Here is a 15,361-nt window from a genome sequence, read left to right as displayed (position 1 = left end):
ATTTGGTCAAGCCGTCCGAAACGGGAAGTGCAATTTTCTGAAGCATTGATGTTCAGCAGTTATCAATGCTGAATGGAAGGACGGCGCCACGACGCGAAAGCATCGGCGCCGCGACCGCGCTTGCGGGCAGCAGACGCAGGAGCAACCTTCAGGTAAGCGATGCGGACCGCTTGGCTGTGGCGCCCCGGCGATACAGCGCGAGGGTCGCGCCAAGCCCGCATGCGGCGGCGAAACTCAGCCAGTAGCCGGGCGCGGCCTTGTCGCCGGTGATCTCAATGAGATACGTCGAGACGGCGGGCGTGAAGCCTCCAAAAACCGCGGTGGCGAGACTGAACGCGAGCGAGAATCCAGCCACGCGGACCTCGGCGGGCATGACTTCAGTGAGCGCTACGACCATCGCGCCGTTGTACATGCCGAAGAAAAACGAGAGCCACAGAAGCACGATCAGCATGCGGCCGAAACTCGGCGCGGATGACAGCCAGGAGAGCGCCGGATACGAGGTGCAGATGGCGAGCACGGTGATGGCAATGAGAATTGGCTTGCGCCCGATGCGGTCCGAGAGCGCGCCTCCGATCGGTAACCAGACGAAGTTCGAGAGGCCCACGCAGAGTGTGACGATCAGGCTATCCGCAGTGGTGAGCTTCAGCACAGATTTGCCGAAGGTCGGCGTGTAGACCGTGATGAGATAGAACGTGGTAGTGGTCATGGCCACGAGCAGCATGCCCGCGAGCACCGTGCGCCAGTTTTGCAGCATGGTGGCGAATACTTCACGTGCACGCGGATGGTGGGTGCGCGCCTTGAATTCATCAGTTTCCTGCAGCGTGCGTCGCAGCAGAAAAATAACCGGCACGATCGCACAACCGACGAAGAATGGAATCCGCCATCCCCATGCGCCGATTTCGCTGGCCGTCAACAGGTCATTGAGCAGATACCCGAGGGCGGCCGCGACCACGATTGCGACCTGCTGGCTCGCGGACTGCCAGCTCGTATAGAAGCCCTTCTGTCCCGGCGTCGCCATTTCCGCCAGATAGACAGAGACGCCGCCAAGCTCGGCGCCGGCGGAAAAGCCTTGCAGCAAGCGCCCGAGCAGCACGAGGGCGGGCCCCAGAATTCCGATTGTCGCGTATCCGGGTACGCAAGCGATCAGGATCGTGCCGCTCGCCATGATCGAAAGTGTGACGATCAACCCTTTGCGGCGGCCCACTTCATCGATGTACGCGCCGAGCACGATCGCCCCCAGCGGACGCATCAGGAAACCGGCGCCGAACACGGCGAAGGTGAGCATCAGCGAGGCGAACTCGCTCGTAGACGGAAAGAAGATGCGAGAGATGTAGGTCGCATAGAAGCCGAAAAGAAAGAAGTCGAACTGCTCCAGGAAGTTGCCGCTGGTTACGCGCAGGACGGCGCCAGCCTTCGAGGTTCGACGGTGCGCGCTATCCTCGGCGTTGACTGATGAGGGATGCATGAGTTGTCTCCATGGATGTGTTATGTGAGTGCCCGCCGATCGGAGGCGTTGTCGTTACGACCGACCTCAATCCGAGCCGAGTTGCAGACGGCTGGCCTGCCGCTTTTCGATCGATGACTTGAGGAGCGCCGCACAGCGATAGATCCCGTGGGCGAACTTGCCGTAGGGCAGCGTGGCGAAGAGCGCCATCACGACACCGAGGTGGAAAGCGAGGAGCCACGCCATCGCAGCAGTGTCGCGCCATGCGAGGAGCGCGAGGCCTGAAGCGCTAGTCAGGAGCAGCAACGCGATGAATCCGCGGTCCATCGGGCGCTGTTTCGGATCGCCCCGGCCAGGATCGCGACGCAGGTTGAGCCAGAGCAGGCCGGCCGGCCCCACGAGCAAACCGGCTCCACCGATCGTGCCGAGCAGCACGGGGAGGCTCAGAACCGGGTAAGGCGCGTGCAGGTTGAGCGCATAGTGATAGAAGGTGGCCACCACCGTTGCCGCGAAGCACAGCATGAAGCCATAGAAAGTCAAATGATGGAAACGCCGCCGAGCGAGCGTGAAGGCATCATTCGACTCGTTGCAGCCGTCGCCATGGCCCCCGTCGAGATACTTCAGGGTGAGCGCGTGCTTCGCTGCCTCTGCGATGGCCGGCGCGCTGGCTGTTCCCGCCGACACGGCACGCCAGAATCGCAATACACCGACGCCGAGCGCGAGCATCGCGAAGCCGAAGACCGCGCCGAACATCGCCGCGAGCAGGTTATGCGGGAAAATCGCGTAGAAGTTGCCGCCCAATGCGCCCGCGGACAGCGACCCCTTCAAGCCGATACCAAGCGCCAGAAAGAGGGCAAGTCCGATCGCGAGCGCAAGCGCGACGGTCAATCCATTGCGCTTGTATAGCGCGCCCATCGGCGCGGGCCACGCATATTCGGCATAGGTTTCCAGGCGGACTTTGGCCATCGCCTTCGGCACGTTCACGGCGAACTCATGTGGCGGCGCATACTGGCAGGCGTGATAGCACGCGCCGCAGTTGTGGCACAGGTTGGCGAGGTAATTGACGTCCGCCTTGGCGAATTCGAGGCGCCGTGTCATCGCGGGAAAGACCGCGCAGAATCCTTCGCAGTAACGGCACGCATTGCAGATTTGCATTTGCCGCGCGACTTCCGCTTCATTCTGCGTGAGCGGGAGCACGCGGATGATTGACGCCGCGGGCTCGCTCGTGACGCCGTTGCGAGCGGCGATGGAAGGAGAGGCAAGTTCGCGCGCCTCGCGGGCAAGTGCTTCAAGCTTCTGCACGTTGAGCTCCAGTTTGATGAGCGGCCGCCATCGCGGCCTGTGTTCCGGCGATGCGGCCGAATGCGGTGCCGATCGACATACCGACGCCGGCCGTATAACCTTTGCCGAGCACGTTGCCGGCCATCATTTCTCCCGCTACGAAAAGGTTTTCGCTCGGGCGTCCGCCGAAATGCACCTGGGCGTGGTCATTAACCTTGAGCCCCAGGTATGTGAACGTGATGCCCGGCCGCAACGCATAACCAAAGAAGGGCGGGGTATCGATGGGCCGTGCCCAGTGGGTTTTCGCTGGCGTGAGGCCTTCAGTGCGGCAGTCGTCGAGCGCGGTATGATCGAAGGTGCCGGCGCGGCAGGCAGCGTTGTAGGCACGGATCGTCTCGACGAACGTCGCTTCCGGCAGTTCCAGTTGGCGCGCCAGCTCGGGTATCGAATCGGCCTTGGTGCCCGGAAAAACTGGTGGCATGAAACGGCCGATCGCCTTCGCGTCGATAATCGAGTAGCCGATCTGGTCAGGCTGCTGTGCGACGAGCCGCCCCCATATCGCATAGCGTTTCGGCCAAAAATCTTCACCTTCGTCGTAAAAGCGGCGTGCATCGCGATTGACGACGACGCCGAGCGACACGCAGTCGATACGCGTACAGATGCCGCCGTCATAAAGCGGCGCGCGGGCGTCGATGGCAACGCAATGCGACTGCGACGGATCGCCGATGGCATCGGCGCCGGAGTCGATCATGTGCTTGAGCAGCACGCCCTGATTGAAGCGCGTACCGCGAATGAGGAAATTGTCGGCGGGCCATTCACCGCGCTCGTTTTGTCCCCACGCTTCACGCAGCCATTCCCGATTCGATTCAAATCCGCCGGCCGCGAGCACACAGGCGCGGGCTTCGAAGCGTTGTCCGCCGCTGTGCGCTGCGATGAATCGGCCGGCATCGAGTTCAATTGCGTCGACAGGCGTGTCGTAGCGGATTTGCACCCCGAGCGCTTCGGCGCTGCGATAGTAGGCGTTCACAAGTGCCTTCCCGCCGCCCATGAAGAACGCGTTGGTCCGCGCGACATGCAGCGCGCCAGAAAGCGGCGGCTGAAAGCGCACGCCGTGCTTGCGCATCCACGGACGGCAAGTCGATGATGCCCGGATCACGAGCCGCGCGAGCGCCTCATTCGTGATGCCGCCGGTCACCTTGAGCAGGTCTTGCCAATATTCCTCTTCCGGATAAGCGTCGACTAGCACGTCTTGCGGTGCGTCGTGCATGCAGCGCAGATTGCGGGTGTGCTGGGAATTTCCGCCCCGCCATTCGCGTGGTGCCGATTCGAGAAGCAGGACCGAGGCGCCCGCTTCGCGCGCCATCAAAGCGGCGCACAGCGCGGCGTTGCCTCCGCCGATTACAAGAACGTCGACCATCTGAGTTGTCTCCTTTGAGACAACTATAAGAAGCAGCGGTCGGCGCCGCCATCAGGGAGGCGGCAACGGGTCTTCAGGTTTCGTGAAGGGTGGGTTAACGAAGCGCGGCGCCGGGCCAGCGGTCCGCGTTGACGGTGTCGCGCGCGACGTCGGCCAGCACGACGCGTGCGGCAAGCCCGGCGGGCGACAGTTCGTCGTCCGAGACGCTCGCGATCAGGTTCGGCCTCGTTGCGTATGCCTCCACGAGCGGGATGCTCGTCAGGGACGCATTCTCCGCGCGTGCGAGTGCCGCTCCCGGCTGGATCGTTGCGCCGAGCCCACCGCGTACGGCGTCCATGAGCATGGCGAGGCCGTCGACCTCGGCGGCAATACGCGGGGCGTAGCCGGCACGCTTGAACGCGGCGTCGAGCAGCGCGCGAAGGCCATGCGACCCGCTAGGCAGGATCAGGGGAAGAGCGCCCAGTTTTGCGATTGATGTCCGAGATTGCCTAGGCATGTCGGGCAGTGTCGAAGCGCCGATCACGAACAGGCGCTCGTCCAGCAAAGGGATGACGCTCCAGCGTTGTGCGGGTTCTTCGCGGAACAGGATCGCCAGATCGATTTGCCGTGCGCCAAGCATTGCGCCCAGATACCCGGACAGGCTTTCGACCATGCGCAGCCGTACGTCCGGATAGCGCTCGCGCATCGCCTGCATGAATGCCAGTCCAAGCACGCCTGTCGTGCTCGGTGCGAGTCCCACGCTGACGTGGCCGGATAGGCGAGCCTGGCGCGCGGCAACCGCGGCATCGTCGATGTGGCGCAGCGCGAGTTGCGCCTGACGCCAGAAGGCGAGTCCTGCATCGGTGGGCACGACGCCGCTCGAGGTTCGCTGTAGTAGGCGGGTCGAGAGCTCGCTTTCCAGTCGGCTGATTTGCTGGCTGAGCGCCGACGTGACGACGCCCAACTCAAGCGCGGCTTTGCCCATGCTGCCATGCTCAACGACGCTGACGAAATATCGTAATTGTCGAAGTTCCATTGAAGGTCTCAGTGTTGGCGGTCCCGGAACTTAACTCGAGGTGATTCGGGCTCGAACCGGCCAGCGCGCTCGCATTGCGGCGCATGTTGCCCGAATCCCCATTTTACGGCTCGGCAAAGACAGCCTTTGCAAGCCGTTTTTCAAGTTCGTCTCCATAGTTAGCCGGCGAGTGGCTGTCCAGAAGTACCGCAATCCAATCCAGCTCACCGCGAACGCATTTAATCAGGCGAGCGTGCAGAAGTTCCAGGTGCTGATCTTCGCGTTCATCGTCGGCAGTCTCGTGCTCTCCCTCGTCATGAGAACGGGTGCGCTGACTGACCTGTCCGGGACCGTCGTTGCACTGCTGGGCATTTCCGGCATCGGCGCTGCCGTCTCGCAGATCACGTACACCCCGAAAACACGCCTGAGCTTCGAGAACTGGGCCTGGCTGCAGGCGCACGGCGTATTGAAGAACCAGGAGGAGCGAGGACCGCAATGGAAGGACCTCGTGCTGAGCAACCGGGAGTTCGATGTCTACAAGCTTCAGACCGCCGTCTTCAGCGTCGCCGTCGCCGTTGCGCTAGTCATCGACGGCGCCGCTCACCTCGTGACGTTCGAAATTCCGCCGACCATGCTGCAAATTCTCGGCCTATCGCAAGTGGTATTCGTAGGCGGCATTCTCGTCCGTCCGCCCGCAACCGAAGATCTAGATAAAGCGCTGACCAGACTACGTGGCGCCGCGCAGCTCTACAACGAAGCGGCCTCGCGTGGGACGGACACCGACGAGAACGGCAAACTGCTGGCCGGAACCTCGGCGCAGGCGGGAAACCTCGTTCCGATAAATGCAAGGCGCCAATACGAGCAACTCGTCGACTCCGCGATCCCGATAATCGAGTCCACGCTCGAAATTGAAGTTAATGAAACGGCTCTTCGAGAAGCCCCGTTGATGGAAGAGTTGTGTACTCCAAAGCGAATGTTCGACTGCCATTTGCCAACGTCACGAACGGATCGCACCTTGCAGCGATAGGAATGAGCGGTGAGCGGTTATACGGTCGGTCGCCATCACAATACCGCGCTGTGAACTCATCTCCATTGATACGCGGCCGCCCGCACAAATTGTGCGCGGACCTCATCGGATAGCCAGGGAAAAGCAACCGAGAGCCCGTGGTCGGCGGTTGCGCGGCATTGATTGAGGTCGGCACGCTGCCAATGTTTGGGCAAAACATGCCTCCACCCAGATCATTTCAATGACGGCACGATCCGATGCCGTAAGTGCTCGGTTCGCCTTCACCGTCTCAATAAAAGTCCAAGGTTGTGTCCAGTCCACAAATGCCGTCGCAGCAGCAATGACGTCCGATGTAGTCACGGTTCCGAATGCTCAACACGCGGCGCGAGGTATGGATACTGCCTCGCCATACGTTCTAGACAGTCTGACATCAATGCCGCATCGCGGGGAAATCGAATCTCGAAACCCGACCAGTTTTTCAAGCGGAGAACGAGCGGCATGTCCACAAGTTTGGTGATAGCGTCCCAAAACGCGTCCCAGTTCTTTCCGTACCAGCCGGGAAATTTCAACTGCCTCATCAACCTTTCGTGCAGCTGCTCTACGGAGGTGAGGTCGCCGAGTTCAATTTCCACAAGAGAGTCGCGTGCCATTGCTGTCTCGACAATCAAAGCTGGCAAGTGTACGCGCTAAAGTGAAACACGCGAATGCTTGCTCGTCTATATGACCGACTGCTTTCGAGAAAGGCGACTGGTCGTTCAGGGGCCCTGAACCGCCTGTCGCACTGCGCCGGTGGACGTCCGTAGCGCAATCACAAGGCAGACGCTCGAGTATCGCGGCCAGGTCATCCGATGCGGCCATTAGCGACAACCGCGCAAAAACGCTCTTGTGGCATCCAATGAGTTGCTAGGCGCCTGACGTCACATATCCGCCATCGGGCGCGTCGTGCGGAAGGGACCAGCCAAAATAGACCTCTGCCTCGACGATCTTGCCACCGCGGACGGTTAGCCTCTCCGTATTGCGGAACCGTCGACTGCGAACACTCGTTCCTTCGTAAACGACGAAGACCTGTTCGCCATGAACAACGACATCGACGAACTGAACGTCGGTGATCGTCTCGCTGTTGGGCCAACAACGCGTGAAGTAGGTGTTGCGATCCAGGCGGTTATCCAGAGGGCTGGTGAAATGGAAGTCTTCGCCGATCAGAGCCTCGATGGCGGCGCGGTCCTTACGTACATAGGCGAGATAACTCTCACGGGCGATGTCGGCAGGATCTTGCTGCATATACGTCGTCTCCATTGAATGTTTCAAGAAGCGCCTCAACGGCTTGTTCCTGCAGGTGGACCTGAAGAAAATTCAGGTGAATCGCAGGCTCCTGGCCATTGTCGACCGGCGCCGCCTTCTTTGGCCCCTCATGCGTCCACGATCACTTCAAACCCGCCGTAGATCAGCCGCTTGCCGTCGAAAGGCATCGGATTCGTGTCAGGCTGCAGCCGTGGGTCAGCCATCACCGCTTTCATTCCATCGTCTCGTGCCTGACGCGAAGGCCAGACAACCCAGGAGAACACCACCGCCTCGTCAGGCTGCCGTTTGACCGCCATCGGAAAAGACGTCACCTTCCCTTCCGGGACGTCATCTCCCCAGCACTCGACCACCTTCAATGCGCCGTGCTCCTTGAAGACAGCCGCTGCCAATTCGGCATGCTTCCTGTACGTTTCACGATTGGCCGTGGGCACCGCGGCGACAAATCCATCTATGTAAGTCATGAACGATCTCCGTTCGCGTTAATGATGAATAGGGGCGCAAAAGCGACGTCGGGACCGCATTGCCCCAAATCCCGCAGCCCTATACGGACGACGAACGACGCTTGAGGAAATCGACAAAGCTCACGATATATTTCGAGGTCCTCGGAAACTTGCACTTGCGGGGGAACGCATCTGACCATACTAAGGTGCGGAGCCGTGCGTTTCGGTGGTCTCTGAGTCAACTTCACAACACTCTTTAGCCTCCTGCTTGCGATCGACCCGGGCAAATCCAAGCAAAGCCTCCGGGACGAGTAACGGAAGTTTTAGCAAACCAGCGGGCGACGCTCGCCGTACCATTCTTCCCAGTCGAAGAGCGGCTCGTCCCGCGTGAGCGGCCTTCGGAGCGCGGACGACGAACGGCAGGAAGTGGCCGAACTTGGAAGTCCGGCGCCCGGTCTCGGGGCATGAGCCGAGCCGACTGCCCTTGGCGACGGGTGCCGCGTACCGGACGGGCGCTGCATCACATCCGCGCAGACTGTTAACATTTTATTTCGGTCCGTCGAATCCTCATGCAGCATGGCTCCTGGGGCGATGACGCATTGCATGACCGCCGATTGACAAACTATTGTCGCGACGTGGCAAAATTGATACGGTCTAACGCGATGGCCCGCGCGGGTATCCGGAGGCATGAATCCAACGGAGATGGAAGCGGAACGGTCGGAGCGGGTCGCGGTGACGGTGGACATATGGACGCGCTGGCGCGCGACATCGTCGCAATATGTCGGCTATGCGCCATGGCGAGCTGCGGCGACGTCCGCGATTGCGCGGAAAATGGAAGCGGTCCGGGCAACCGAGTCAGCCGCGCGCGCAGTTGCTCAGAATCCGACACCTACACCGACGCCTACCCCACCGCCGAGGCTGCCGCCTCCCACGCCCACGCCTATGCTGGGGCCCGGCGAGTAGTAGCCAGGACCATACGCGGGTTCGCTGTAACCGTAGGGCGGGGCAGCAACACATCCCGAGACGGCGGCCACCATCGCCAAAATGCCGAAAAGTCTGAGCATGATCATCTCCCGTGCACAAACTGGGAAGCAAGACCTGATCCCGTTTCCGGCGGAGTCAATCAGAAATGCCAGCAATACCTCGCGAGCGTGATATCGGCCCGTCGCGACCTCAGCCACGCACACTATCGGTGGTCCTGAGTCGCGAGGAGGTCACCGCTTTCCTCGAATCAATCAAGGATCCCGATGGAATCCTTTGCACGGGCCGTCGAAGTCGTACTCAAGGATAGTGAACTCAGGGATGCTCCGGGATATTGCCCTGGCCCATCGTTATGGGCTCATGCGGTGCGCTGCTCCGGCTATGTCCAGTCGCGCCATGCAACCGGTCGTGTGCTTATTCACGCGTAGGGAGGCGCCCTTGTTCTTGCTGCGCGTTTTCCGATTCTCAGCCTCGATGGGCGACGACTGACTCCGGCACTCGGCTAAGTCTTGCCGGCTCGCCGTATCGCCGTGCGCAATGCGGTGGCCTTTACTCGAGCCGGTCTCCTCCTGCTTTCGCCAAAACATCGGCGATGCGCAAGGAACATCGTATTGCCATCGCTCGACATTTCTACGATCGCATGGCAGGCAGATTCAACCTTGGAGGTGACAATTGCGGTGCCTAAGCGGGCGCGTAGCGCTGCAGAGGGGTTGCAGCGAAGCTTTCGATGAATCGCGCTCAAAGACTCAGTTAATACGAAAAATCCGTGTTGACAAATTTACTTCGTTTTCGGTGACGACTTGACTTCGCTCATACGGCTATGAATCGGTTGCGGCGTTCATTACCATGTTCAAGAAAGCACTCGGCCTTCCTCCGGCGCGGTACTTCGCTGCGCTTACGCGCAGCCAGGCGTCCGAGTCCTCTGTTCAGGACTGAATTGCTGGCGCGCGCTGATGGCACATGTGAGCTCACGGCACCACTGGGAAAGCATACACCGCAGCGCGTCAATCTCGAGTCGCGTCTGGTTCTGCAAAAGCGGGGTTGTCGGCTACGATTTTCACCAGAAAATCCATGACTGCCCGTATTTGCAGCGAACGGCGCAGGTCTCGGTGAACAGCCATCCAGATGTCCCGCGAGAACGCGTGGCCAGCATGCGGGACGCGTTGCAGCTTCGCGTCACTATCTACTAGGAAGTCAGGCAGACCCGCAACGCCAGCGCCTGCCCTGGCCGCTACCACATGGCCATTGATATCACTGATTTCGCAAGCAATAGGTCTTTTCCCCGCAACGCTCATTAACCACTTCTGCTGCGACACACCCACGAAGCCGGCGTCATAGCCAATGAACTCCCATGCGGACGGATCGTGTAGATGCGGGTAGTCCTTGCTCGCGTATAGGCCAAACGACATGCGTCCCAGCTTCCGCACGACGCTCGTGGGCTCCTCAGGCCGGGTCAGTCTCAGGACAACATCTGCCTCCCTACGGCTGAGGGAAAGCTGCCGAGCTTCGCACAAAACGGACAGCTGTAAGTCCGGATTTGTGCGACGAAAGTCCGCCAGATGCTTTACGAGAAAATTGGCGACGAGTACGGGTGGAGCGCTGAGCGTGACCTTGCCTCTCAGCGGCGACCGGCTGGCGTCGAGGAGTCGCTCAACAGCGTACGCGCTTTCTTCCATTTCCTGCGCCAATTCGAACACGCGCTGGCCGATCGCCGTGAGCCTGCAAGTCCTGGGCTGCCGATCGATCAAGGAAGTCCTGATCTCACTTTCTAGTGCGCTTAAGCGTCGACTCACGGTCGCGTGATCTACGTGGAGGCTTCGGGCGGCGCCCGACATCGTTCCGATGCGAGCGACAGCCAGGAAATATCGAACATCTTCCCAATCGAACATCGGTGCATTTACGCAAGTATGGGTTGCAGATCTGGGGAATATTCTCATAGGTCGGAGATCCCTATCATCGAAGTGTGCCAACGGTAGGGGTATTTCTGATGAGCATTTCCATGCACCCAGTGTCCGAAGCCACAGGCCGCACCGCCGAATTGTTCCGTGATGTAAAACGAACCGTCGGTAAGGTTCCAAATTCTTACGTCGGCATCGGCGGTAATAGTCCGGTCGCGCTGGAGGCGGTGCTGAGTCTTGAGGCATCGCTCAAAAAGAGCAGCCTGAGTTCGCGGGATATCGAGGTCGTGAAACTGGTCGTCAGCGAGACGACGGGATGCGACTATTGCCTTGCCGCACACGCGCTGTTAAGCCAGAAGATAGGTTTTGACCGGGAAGCCATTCTGGCGTTGCGTCACGCCCGACCGTCGGGTGACGCGCGCTGCGACGCGTTGGCAGTTTCGTGCTGCACCTCATAACAACGACCGGTACCGTTCATGCCGATGTGGTGACTGCGATCAAACAGGCCGAGTTCACCGATGCGCAAATCGTTGATGTCACGATGGCAGTAGCTAGCATTGCATTCACCAATTTGTTTAACCGTATCAACGACACGACGCTTGACTTCCCGGCTGCGGGCTAATGCGACGAGCGGCACACCGGTAGACTGTTCCGTCCCTGCCGTTATTGCATTTCGGCTGTTCAAATGTGCCGTGGGGCAAAATGTAGCGACTCAGATCCCGTCGGTGTGTGGTTCGCATCCACTGCATTCTCGTGTCTGCGCTGTTTTTCAGGAATCTCAAAAATGAAGGAATCTTGCAAACTGGAAGCCGCGATCAAAATCGCGGATCGCTTGTTCAAGCTAGTGCTTTTGTTTGTTTCCATCGGCGCTACCTTACTGATTGGGTCCGGTGCCGCTTTTGCGGACTCCGCCAGTGAGCGTACGACAAGCAAGGCCGCTACTCCGGACGATTACTTCCATACCGGTGCGGGCGCACGATATCTGCGCCGAGCCGACATGGATATCATCGTAGTACCCCTACGCAAAAATCTTACAGTGTTAATAGGATCCGGCGGCAACATTACAGCCCTGTCGGGCAAGGATGGAAAATTTCTAGTCGACGCAGGCATTAGCAAGTCCCGACAAAAGTTGCGCGCAGCGCTGGATCACATCGGTCCGGGGCCACTGAAATATGTAGTGAACACACATTGGCACTGGGACCATACCGACGGAAATGCCTGGATGCACGAGGCTGGGGCCATTATCGTCGCCCACAAGAACACCTTGAAGCATTTGACCGAAACGACGCATGTCGACGCGTGGAACTGGACGTTTGAACCGGTCCCGGCGGATGCGCGCCCCACGTGCCTGGTCGATAACGAAAAGACGTTTTCCTTCGCGGGAAGCAGGATCGAAGTGCAACATTTCGGAGGCGGCCATACGGATGGCGACTTGTGGGTGTATTTCCAGGAGGCCGATGTGCTGGCGCTTGGCGACACGTTCTGGAATGGTATTTATCCGTACATCGACAATGAAGACGGTGGCAGCATCGATGGGGCAATCCATTGGGCCAACGAAGCAGTCGCTCGTACAAGCGATCATACGATAGTGGTCCCAGGGCATGGCCCGATAGGCACGCGAACTGACCTGATCGCGTTCCGTGACATGCTGGTCACTGTACGCAATAACGTCGCAGCGTTGAAGCAGCAAGGCAAGGCGCTTGACGAAATTATCGCCGCAAAGCCGACAGCCGCCTTTGATGCCAGATGGGGGAATTTCGTGTTCAACGGCGATCAGTTCACGAAAATGGTCTATGCCGGTCTTGGAGCGGGTTAGTTCATGACAGGGTAGCCTTGATGGGAGGTGCTATGACGGCCGCGGCGCACGCCAGAGTGACGGATGACCCCACGTCCGGAGACGCACCGAAAACGCGCTCGCGTTCTGGAGCGCATCACGGATACTCATGCGCAAAGGTCTGTTGCAGACGCGGACGATCTCGGCGCCTTCAGTGATCGAAAGGTCGCAATTGACCGTGCGGTCGAGTGGGCGACCAAATGGATTGACGGGAACGCCGGCGAGCGTCACGTCGTCTCTCCCGTTTTGACCACGATCCTGCCGCCGCACTAGGGGCAGAAGGACGGTTTCTGTTGTGGACCGACACGTGTCCGAATGACCGGCATTCCATTTGCCCTACCGGGTCACCTTCTTTTTTCCACGCCCAATCTTGGAATTCTTGCCACTCGGCTTTCTCGTCAGAATTCAGCGGGGCAGCTTCATGAGCGGCGGGTTGCCTGGCCTCGATCGCGCGCTTGGCGCTTGGCGTTTCCTGTTGTGTATTGCTCATGGCTTTGACTCCTGATTTGTACGATCTTTGCGGGCAGGTAGTTCCCTGAGCCTGTTCGGCAGGCACATTGGATGCGGCCGGCTCATTGACTTGCGCTATGTGTTCTTCAGGGAGAAAAGTCATGTCCACCCAGACGTATGCGCCGTACCGCGATTGCTACATCGAAGTTCACGTCACCCCGTCCAACTGTCGTGCATTCGGCGGTATATCCCGGCGCTACCGCGTGTCCTGGCAGGTCGCGTCAACCCGTCATCCGGAGTGCGACCTGGTAAGTTTCCCAGAGCAACTGGAGTTTCTTTCGGAGGAGCAGGCCTCCAGGTATGGGGAGAGCCGAGCGCATACGTTCATCGATTCCGTCCTGTCGACTCCATCGAATCGACGGATGGCGCGCGACAGTTCCGAGAGCGCGGATGAGGCGCCCGCGGGCTGACCGTATCGAAGTGCATACCGATAGGGCAAGCAGTATCGACACATAAACAGTGGCAACCAGGAAAATGTCCTCTGCCTACTGAGGATTGCAAGATGTTCGACTCTGGTATGGAGAGGACCATCATCGGGTCTGCAATCGTCCTCTGGTTTGCGCACGGTTGGTGTCTCAACACGCTCTTGCGGGATGTTCATCGCAAACTGGATTTGATCCTCGTGAACGTTGGTGGACTGCGGGCCTATCGTTACGAGAACGATCCGCAGTTTGATGACGAGCGCGAACTGCCGCGCGCGCTCGGTGAGTCATTGGAAGAAGGCACAGTAAGCTTCGCTGGAATGAATCACGCGGAGTTGATTAAGCGGGGAAGACAGCGGCCGGCAGACGCTCGCCACTCGCCTTCTCGACTGAACCATAGGAAAACGGGGAAGTGATGGAACGAGGGCGCCATAAAAGGCTAAAGACCGGTCAGCAACCTGGCGACCTTCTGCGAAAGGTGAAGGTGCGGATGAAGCACTCGCAAAAAGTACGGCAGGTCATGTCCGAGGGAAGGTGGTCATTCAAGCGAACAGTTGAGACGAACAGTCGCTGAAGGCACGCCGATCGCCAATGCCGACGTAGCGGGCCCCGGTAGTCTTGCATTGTCAATCGATAAGACTGACGTGACCTTTCACTAGCAGCTCGACTGCGGGCAAAAACCGGGGGTAGATGCCCTTGACCGCAGGATGAGTGAAGCCACTGGGGCAAGCCGTCGACGACGGCTGGTTCTCGTTCCGTAATGGGCATTCGGTGCTATTCAGTGACATGCCAAATCCGGAGGTGCGACCCGGCTATGCGAGTGTGATGCCGCGCCTCGTTCAGGAGTACGGCACGCAGCGCGCTGAATGGATGATGCATCGGCTGCGCAACCTGAACGTATATCCGAGTCTTTTCTTCATGGACCAGATCAGCTCGCAGTTGCGCATCGTGCGTCCAGTCGCGTGGAATAAGACCGAGGTGATCAGCCAGTGCATCGGCGTGAAAGGCGAGTCGGATAAGGATCGTGAGAGCCGCATCCGCCAGTTCGAGGATTTCTTCAATGTGTCGGGCATGGGCACACCGGACGATCTTGTGGAGTTTCGTGAAGCGCAGCGGGGCTTTCAGGCGCGCCTTGAGCGCTGGAGCGACATTTCGCGGGGCCATCACAAATGGATCGAACAGGAAACACCTAACAGCACGTTGTTGGGCATTTCACCCGCACTAACAGGTTCCGAGTTCACGCATGAAGGTTTGTATGTGAACCAGCACGGCGCATGGCAGGCGCTATTGCTGAAAGGGTTGCGGCAGAAGTCATTGAGCGTCAAGGAGGTCTGAGATCATGAACCCGTTGCAGCATTCGATTGAACAATTCTTTTATCGCAAATCCGAACTTTGCGATGCGCGGGACTGGGATGCTTACCTCGCCCTCTTTGACGAGCAATGCGAATTCCACGTGCCGCAGTGGGATTCGGAATTCGAGTACACGACAGATCCCCGGCGTGGTCTGTCACTGATCTACTATGCGAACCGCTCCGGACTGGAAGATCGTGTGTTTCGACTGCGCACCGGCAAATCGGCCGCGTCGACACCGTTACCGCGTACCCTCCATCAAATCAGCAATGTACGTGTTTCTGGCGGGCCGGGCGGGTTGACGGAAGCAAAGGTCAACTGGGCAACGTTTTACGCGCGTCATGGCGTGTCGGAGCACTATTTCGGCCACGGGACTTACCAACTGCGTGCCGACGGCGATAGCTGGAAGATCGTGAGCAAACACGCACTGCTGCTCAATGACCGCATCAACGCGGTCCTCGACTTTTACCATCTGTAATCGA

General features: G+C 59.3%; 16 protein-coding genes and 1 pseudogene. 8 read left to right on the top strand and 9 right to left on the bottom strand.

Features of this window, described 5'->3' with window-relative positions; genetic code table 11:
* Window positions 1-148 precede the first annotated feature (148 nt).
* The 4 genes from tcuC to JMY24_RS10675 form a co-directional block, all read right to left on the bottom strand.
* Complete coding sequence (gene tcuC / locus JMY24_RS10690; RefSeq protein WP_128597342.1) at window positions 149-1,465, bottom strand: MFS transporter; 1,317 nt, start codon at window positions 1,463-1,465, stop codon at window positions 149-151.
* Window positions 1,466-1,531: 66 nt separating this feature from the next.
* Window positions 1,532-2,746 carry a tricarballylate utilization 4Fe-4S protein TcuB gene (gene tcuB / locus JMY24_RS10685; RefSeq protein WP_201702012.1) on the bottom strand — a complete coding sequence of 405 codons (1,215 nt, stop codon included), beginning with the start codon at window positions 2,744-2,746 and terminating at the stop codon, window positions 1,532-1,534.
* Window positions 2,733-4,142, bottom strand: a complete 1,410-nt coding sequence (gene tcuA, locus JMY24_RS10680) for an FAD-dependent tricarballylate dehydrogenase TcuA (RefSeq protein ID WP_201702004.1) — start codon at window positions 4,140-4,142, stop codon at window positions 2,733-2,735. The genes tcuB and tcuA overlap by 14 nt, the downstream gene beginning before the upstream one ends.
* A 94-nt stretch (window positions 4,143-4,236) precedes the next feature.
* Window positions 4,237-5,157 carry a LysR family transcriptional regulator gene (locus tag JMY24_RS10675; protein WP_201702003.1) on the bottom strand — a complete coding sequence of 307 codons (921 nt, stop codon included), beginning with the start codon at window positions 5,155-5,157 and terminating at the stop codon, window positions 4,237-4,239.
* Between the two features lie 169 nt (window positions 5,158-5,326).
* Between JMY24_RS10675 and JMY24_RS10670 the strand changes: the two genes are divergently transcribed.
* Window positions 5,327-6,163, top strand: coding sequence for a hypothetical protein (locus tag JMY24_RS10670; RefSeq protein WP_128597056.1), 837 nt, complete (start codon window positions 5,327-5,329; stop codon window positions 6,161-6,163).
* Window positions 6,164-6,498: 335 nt separating this feature from the next.
* Here the strand turns inward: JMY24_RS10670 and JMY24_RS10665 are convergent, their stop codons facing one another.
* The 5 genes from JMY24_RS10665 to JMY24_RS10645 form a co-directional block, all read right to left on the bottom strand.
* Window positions 6,499-6,792 (bottom strand): barstar family protein, encoded by a 294-nt coding sequence (locus JMY24_RS10665; protein WP_128588851.1) that lies wholly within the window; start codon window positions 6,790-6,792, stop codon window positions 6,499-6,501.
* A gap of 253 nt (window positions 6,793-7,045) precedes the next feature.
* Complete coding sequence (locus JMY24_RS10660) at window positions 7,046-7,423, bottom strand: nuclear transport factor 2 family protein (RefSeq protein WP_128597055.1); 378 nt, start codon at window positions 7,421-7,423, stop codon at window positions 7,046-7,048.
* 128 nt (window positions 7,424-7,551) lie between these two features.
* Window positions 7,552-7,905 (bottom strand): DUF1428 domain-containing protein, encoded by a 354-nt coding sequence (locus JMY24_RS10655; protein WP_201702002.1) that lies wholly within the window; start codon window positions 7,903-7,905, stop codon window positions 7,552-7,554.
* Between the two features lie 854 nt (window positions 7,906-8,759).
* Window positions 8,760-8,948 carry a hypothetical protein gene (locus tag JMY24_RS10650; protein WP_128588854.1) on the bottom strand — a complete coding sequence of 63 codons (189 nt, stop codon included), beginning with the start codon at window positions 8,946-8,948 and terminating at the stop codon, window positions 8,760-8,762.
* 921 nt (window positions 8,949-9,869) lie between these two features.
* Complete coding sequence (locus tag JMY24_RS10645) at window positions 9,870-10,754, bottom strand: LysR family transcriptional regulator (RefSeq protein ID WP_128597053.1); 885 nt, start codon at window positions 10,752-10,754, stop codon at window positions 9,870-9,872.
* Window positions 10,755-10,852: 98 nt separating this feature from the next.
* On the opposite strand from JMY24_RS10645, the gene JMY24_RS10640 reads away from it, so the two are divergent.
* From JMY24_RS10640 to antB, 7 genes and pseudogenes are all read left to right on the top strand, one after another.
* Window positions 10,853-11,221, top strand: a complete 369-nt coding sequence (locus tag JMY24_RS10640) for a carboxymuconolactone decarboxylase family protein (protein ID WP_328809182.1) — start codon at window positions 10,853-10,855, stop codon at window positions 11,219-11,221.
* Window positions 11,206-11,385, top strand: coding sequence for a carboxymuconolactone decarboxylase family protein (locus JMY24_RS39355; RefSeq protein WP_328809181.1), 180 nt, complete (start codon window positions 11,206-11,208; stop codon window positions 11,383-11,385). The genes JMY24_RS10640 and JMY24_RS39355 overlap by 16 nt, the downstream gene beginning before the upstream one ends.
* 162 nt (window positions 11,386-11,547) lie before the next feature.
* A complete protein-coding gene (locus tag JMY24_RS10635; RefSeq protein ID WP_128597052.1) occupies window positions 11,548-12,579 on the top strand; it encodes an MBL fold metallo-hydrolase in 1,032 nt (343 codons plus the stop codon).
* A 629-nt stretch (window positions 12,580-13,208) separates the two neighbouring features.
* A complete protein-coding gene (locus JMY24_RS10630) occupies window positions 13,209-13,517 on the top strand; it encodes a hypothetical protein (RefSeq protein ID WP_128588858.1) in 309 nt (102 codons plus the stop codon).
* A 92-nt stretch (window positions 13,518-13,609) separates the two neighbouring features.
* Entirely contained in the window at window positions 13,610-13,945 is a 336-nt protein-coding gene (locus JMY24_RS10625) for a hypothetical protein (RefSeq protein WP_128597051.1), read from the top strand.
* Window positions 13,946-14,264: 319 nt separating this feature from the next.
* A pseudogene (locus JMY24_RS10620) lies at window positions 14,265-14,864 on the top strand (anthranilate 1,2-dioxygenase large subunit); the annotation flags it as partial.
* A gap of 4 nt (window positions 14,865-14,868) precedes the next feature.
* Window positions 14,869-15,357 (top strand): anthranilate 1,2-dioxygenase small subunit, encoded by a 489-nt coding sequence (antB, locus tag JMY24_RS10615; RefSeq protein ID WP_128597050.1) that lies wholly within the window; start codon window positions 14,869-14,871, stop codon window positions 15,355-15,357.
* The last annotated feature ends 4 nt before the right edge of the window (window positions 15,358-15,361 follow it).

Origin of the sequence: Paraburkholderia kirstenboschensis, assembly GCF_904848585.1 — a bacterium.
GTDB lineage: Bacteria > Pseudomonadota > Gammaproteobacteria > Burkholderiales > Burkholderiaceae > Paraburkholderia > Paraburkholderia kirstenboschensis.
This window is presented reverse-complemented; position numbering and strand designations above follow the sequence as displayed.

What these genes read in the sequence shown, in the direction of transcription:
- JMY24_RS10625 (WP_128597051.1), top strand. Translation starts at nt 13,610, where the DNA reads ATGTTCGACTCTGGTATGGAGAGGACCATCATCGGGTCTGCAATCGTC.
- JMY24_RS10630 (WP_128588858.1), top strand. Translation starts at nt 13,209, where the DNA reads ATGTCCACCCAGACGTATGCGCCGTACCGCGATTGCTACATCGAAGTT.
- JMY24_RS10645 (WP_128597053.1), bottom strand. Translation starts at nt 10,754, where the DNA reads ATGTTCGATTGGGAAGATGTTCGATATTTCCTGGCTGTCGCTCGCATC.
- tcuC (WP_128597342.1), bottom strand. Translation starts at nt 1,465, where the DNA reads ATGCATCCCTCATCAGTCAACGCCGAGGATAGCGCGCACCGTCGAACC.
- JMY24_RS10675 (WP_201702003.1), bottom strand. Translation starts at nt 5,157, where the DNA reads ATGGAACTTCGACAATTACGATATTTCGTCAGCGTCGTTGAGCATGGC.
- tcuA (WP_201702004.1), bottom strand. Translation starts at nt 4,142, where the DNA reads ATGGTCGACGTTCTTGTAATCGGCGGAGGCAACGCCGCGCTGTGCGCC.
- JMY24_RS10640 (WP_328809182.1), top strand. Translation starts at nt 10,853, where the DNA reads ATGAGCATTTCCATGCACCCAGTGTCCGAAGCCACAGGCCGCACCGCC.
- JMY24_RS10655 (WP_201702002.1), bottom strand. Translation starts at nt 7,905, where the DNA reads ATGACTTACATAGATGGATTTGTCGCCGCGGTGCCCACGGCCAATCGT.
- antB (WP_128597050.1), top strand. Translation starts at nt 14,869, where the DNA reads ATGAACCCGTTGCAGCATTCGATTGAACAATTCTTTTATCGCAAATCC.
- JMY24_RS10665 (WP_128588851.1), bottom strand. Translation starts at nt 6,792, where the DNA reads ATGGCACGCGACTCTCTTGTGGAAATTGAACTCGGCGACCTCACCTCC.
- JMY24_RS10635 (WP_128597052.1), top strand. Translation starts at nt 11,548, where the DNA reads ATGAAGGAATCTTGCAAACTGGAAGCCGCGATCAAAATCGCGGATCGC.
- JMY24_RS10650 (WP_128588854.1), bottom strand. Translation starts at nt 8,948, where the DNA reads ATGCTCAGACTTTTCGGCATTTTGGCGATGGTGGCCGCCGTCTCGGGA.
- JMY24_RS10660 (WP_128597055.1), bottom strand. Translation starts at nt 7,423, where the DNA reads ATGCAGCAAGATCCTGCCGACATCGCCCGTGAGAGTTATCTCGCCTAT.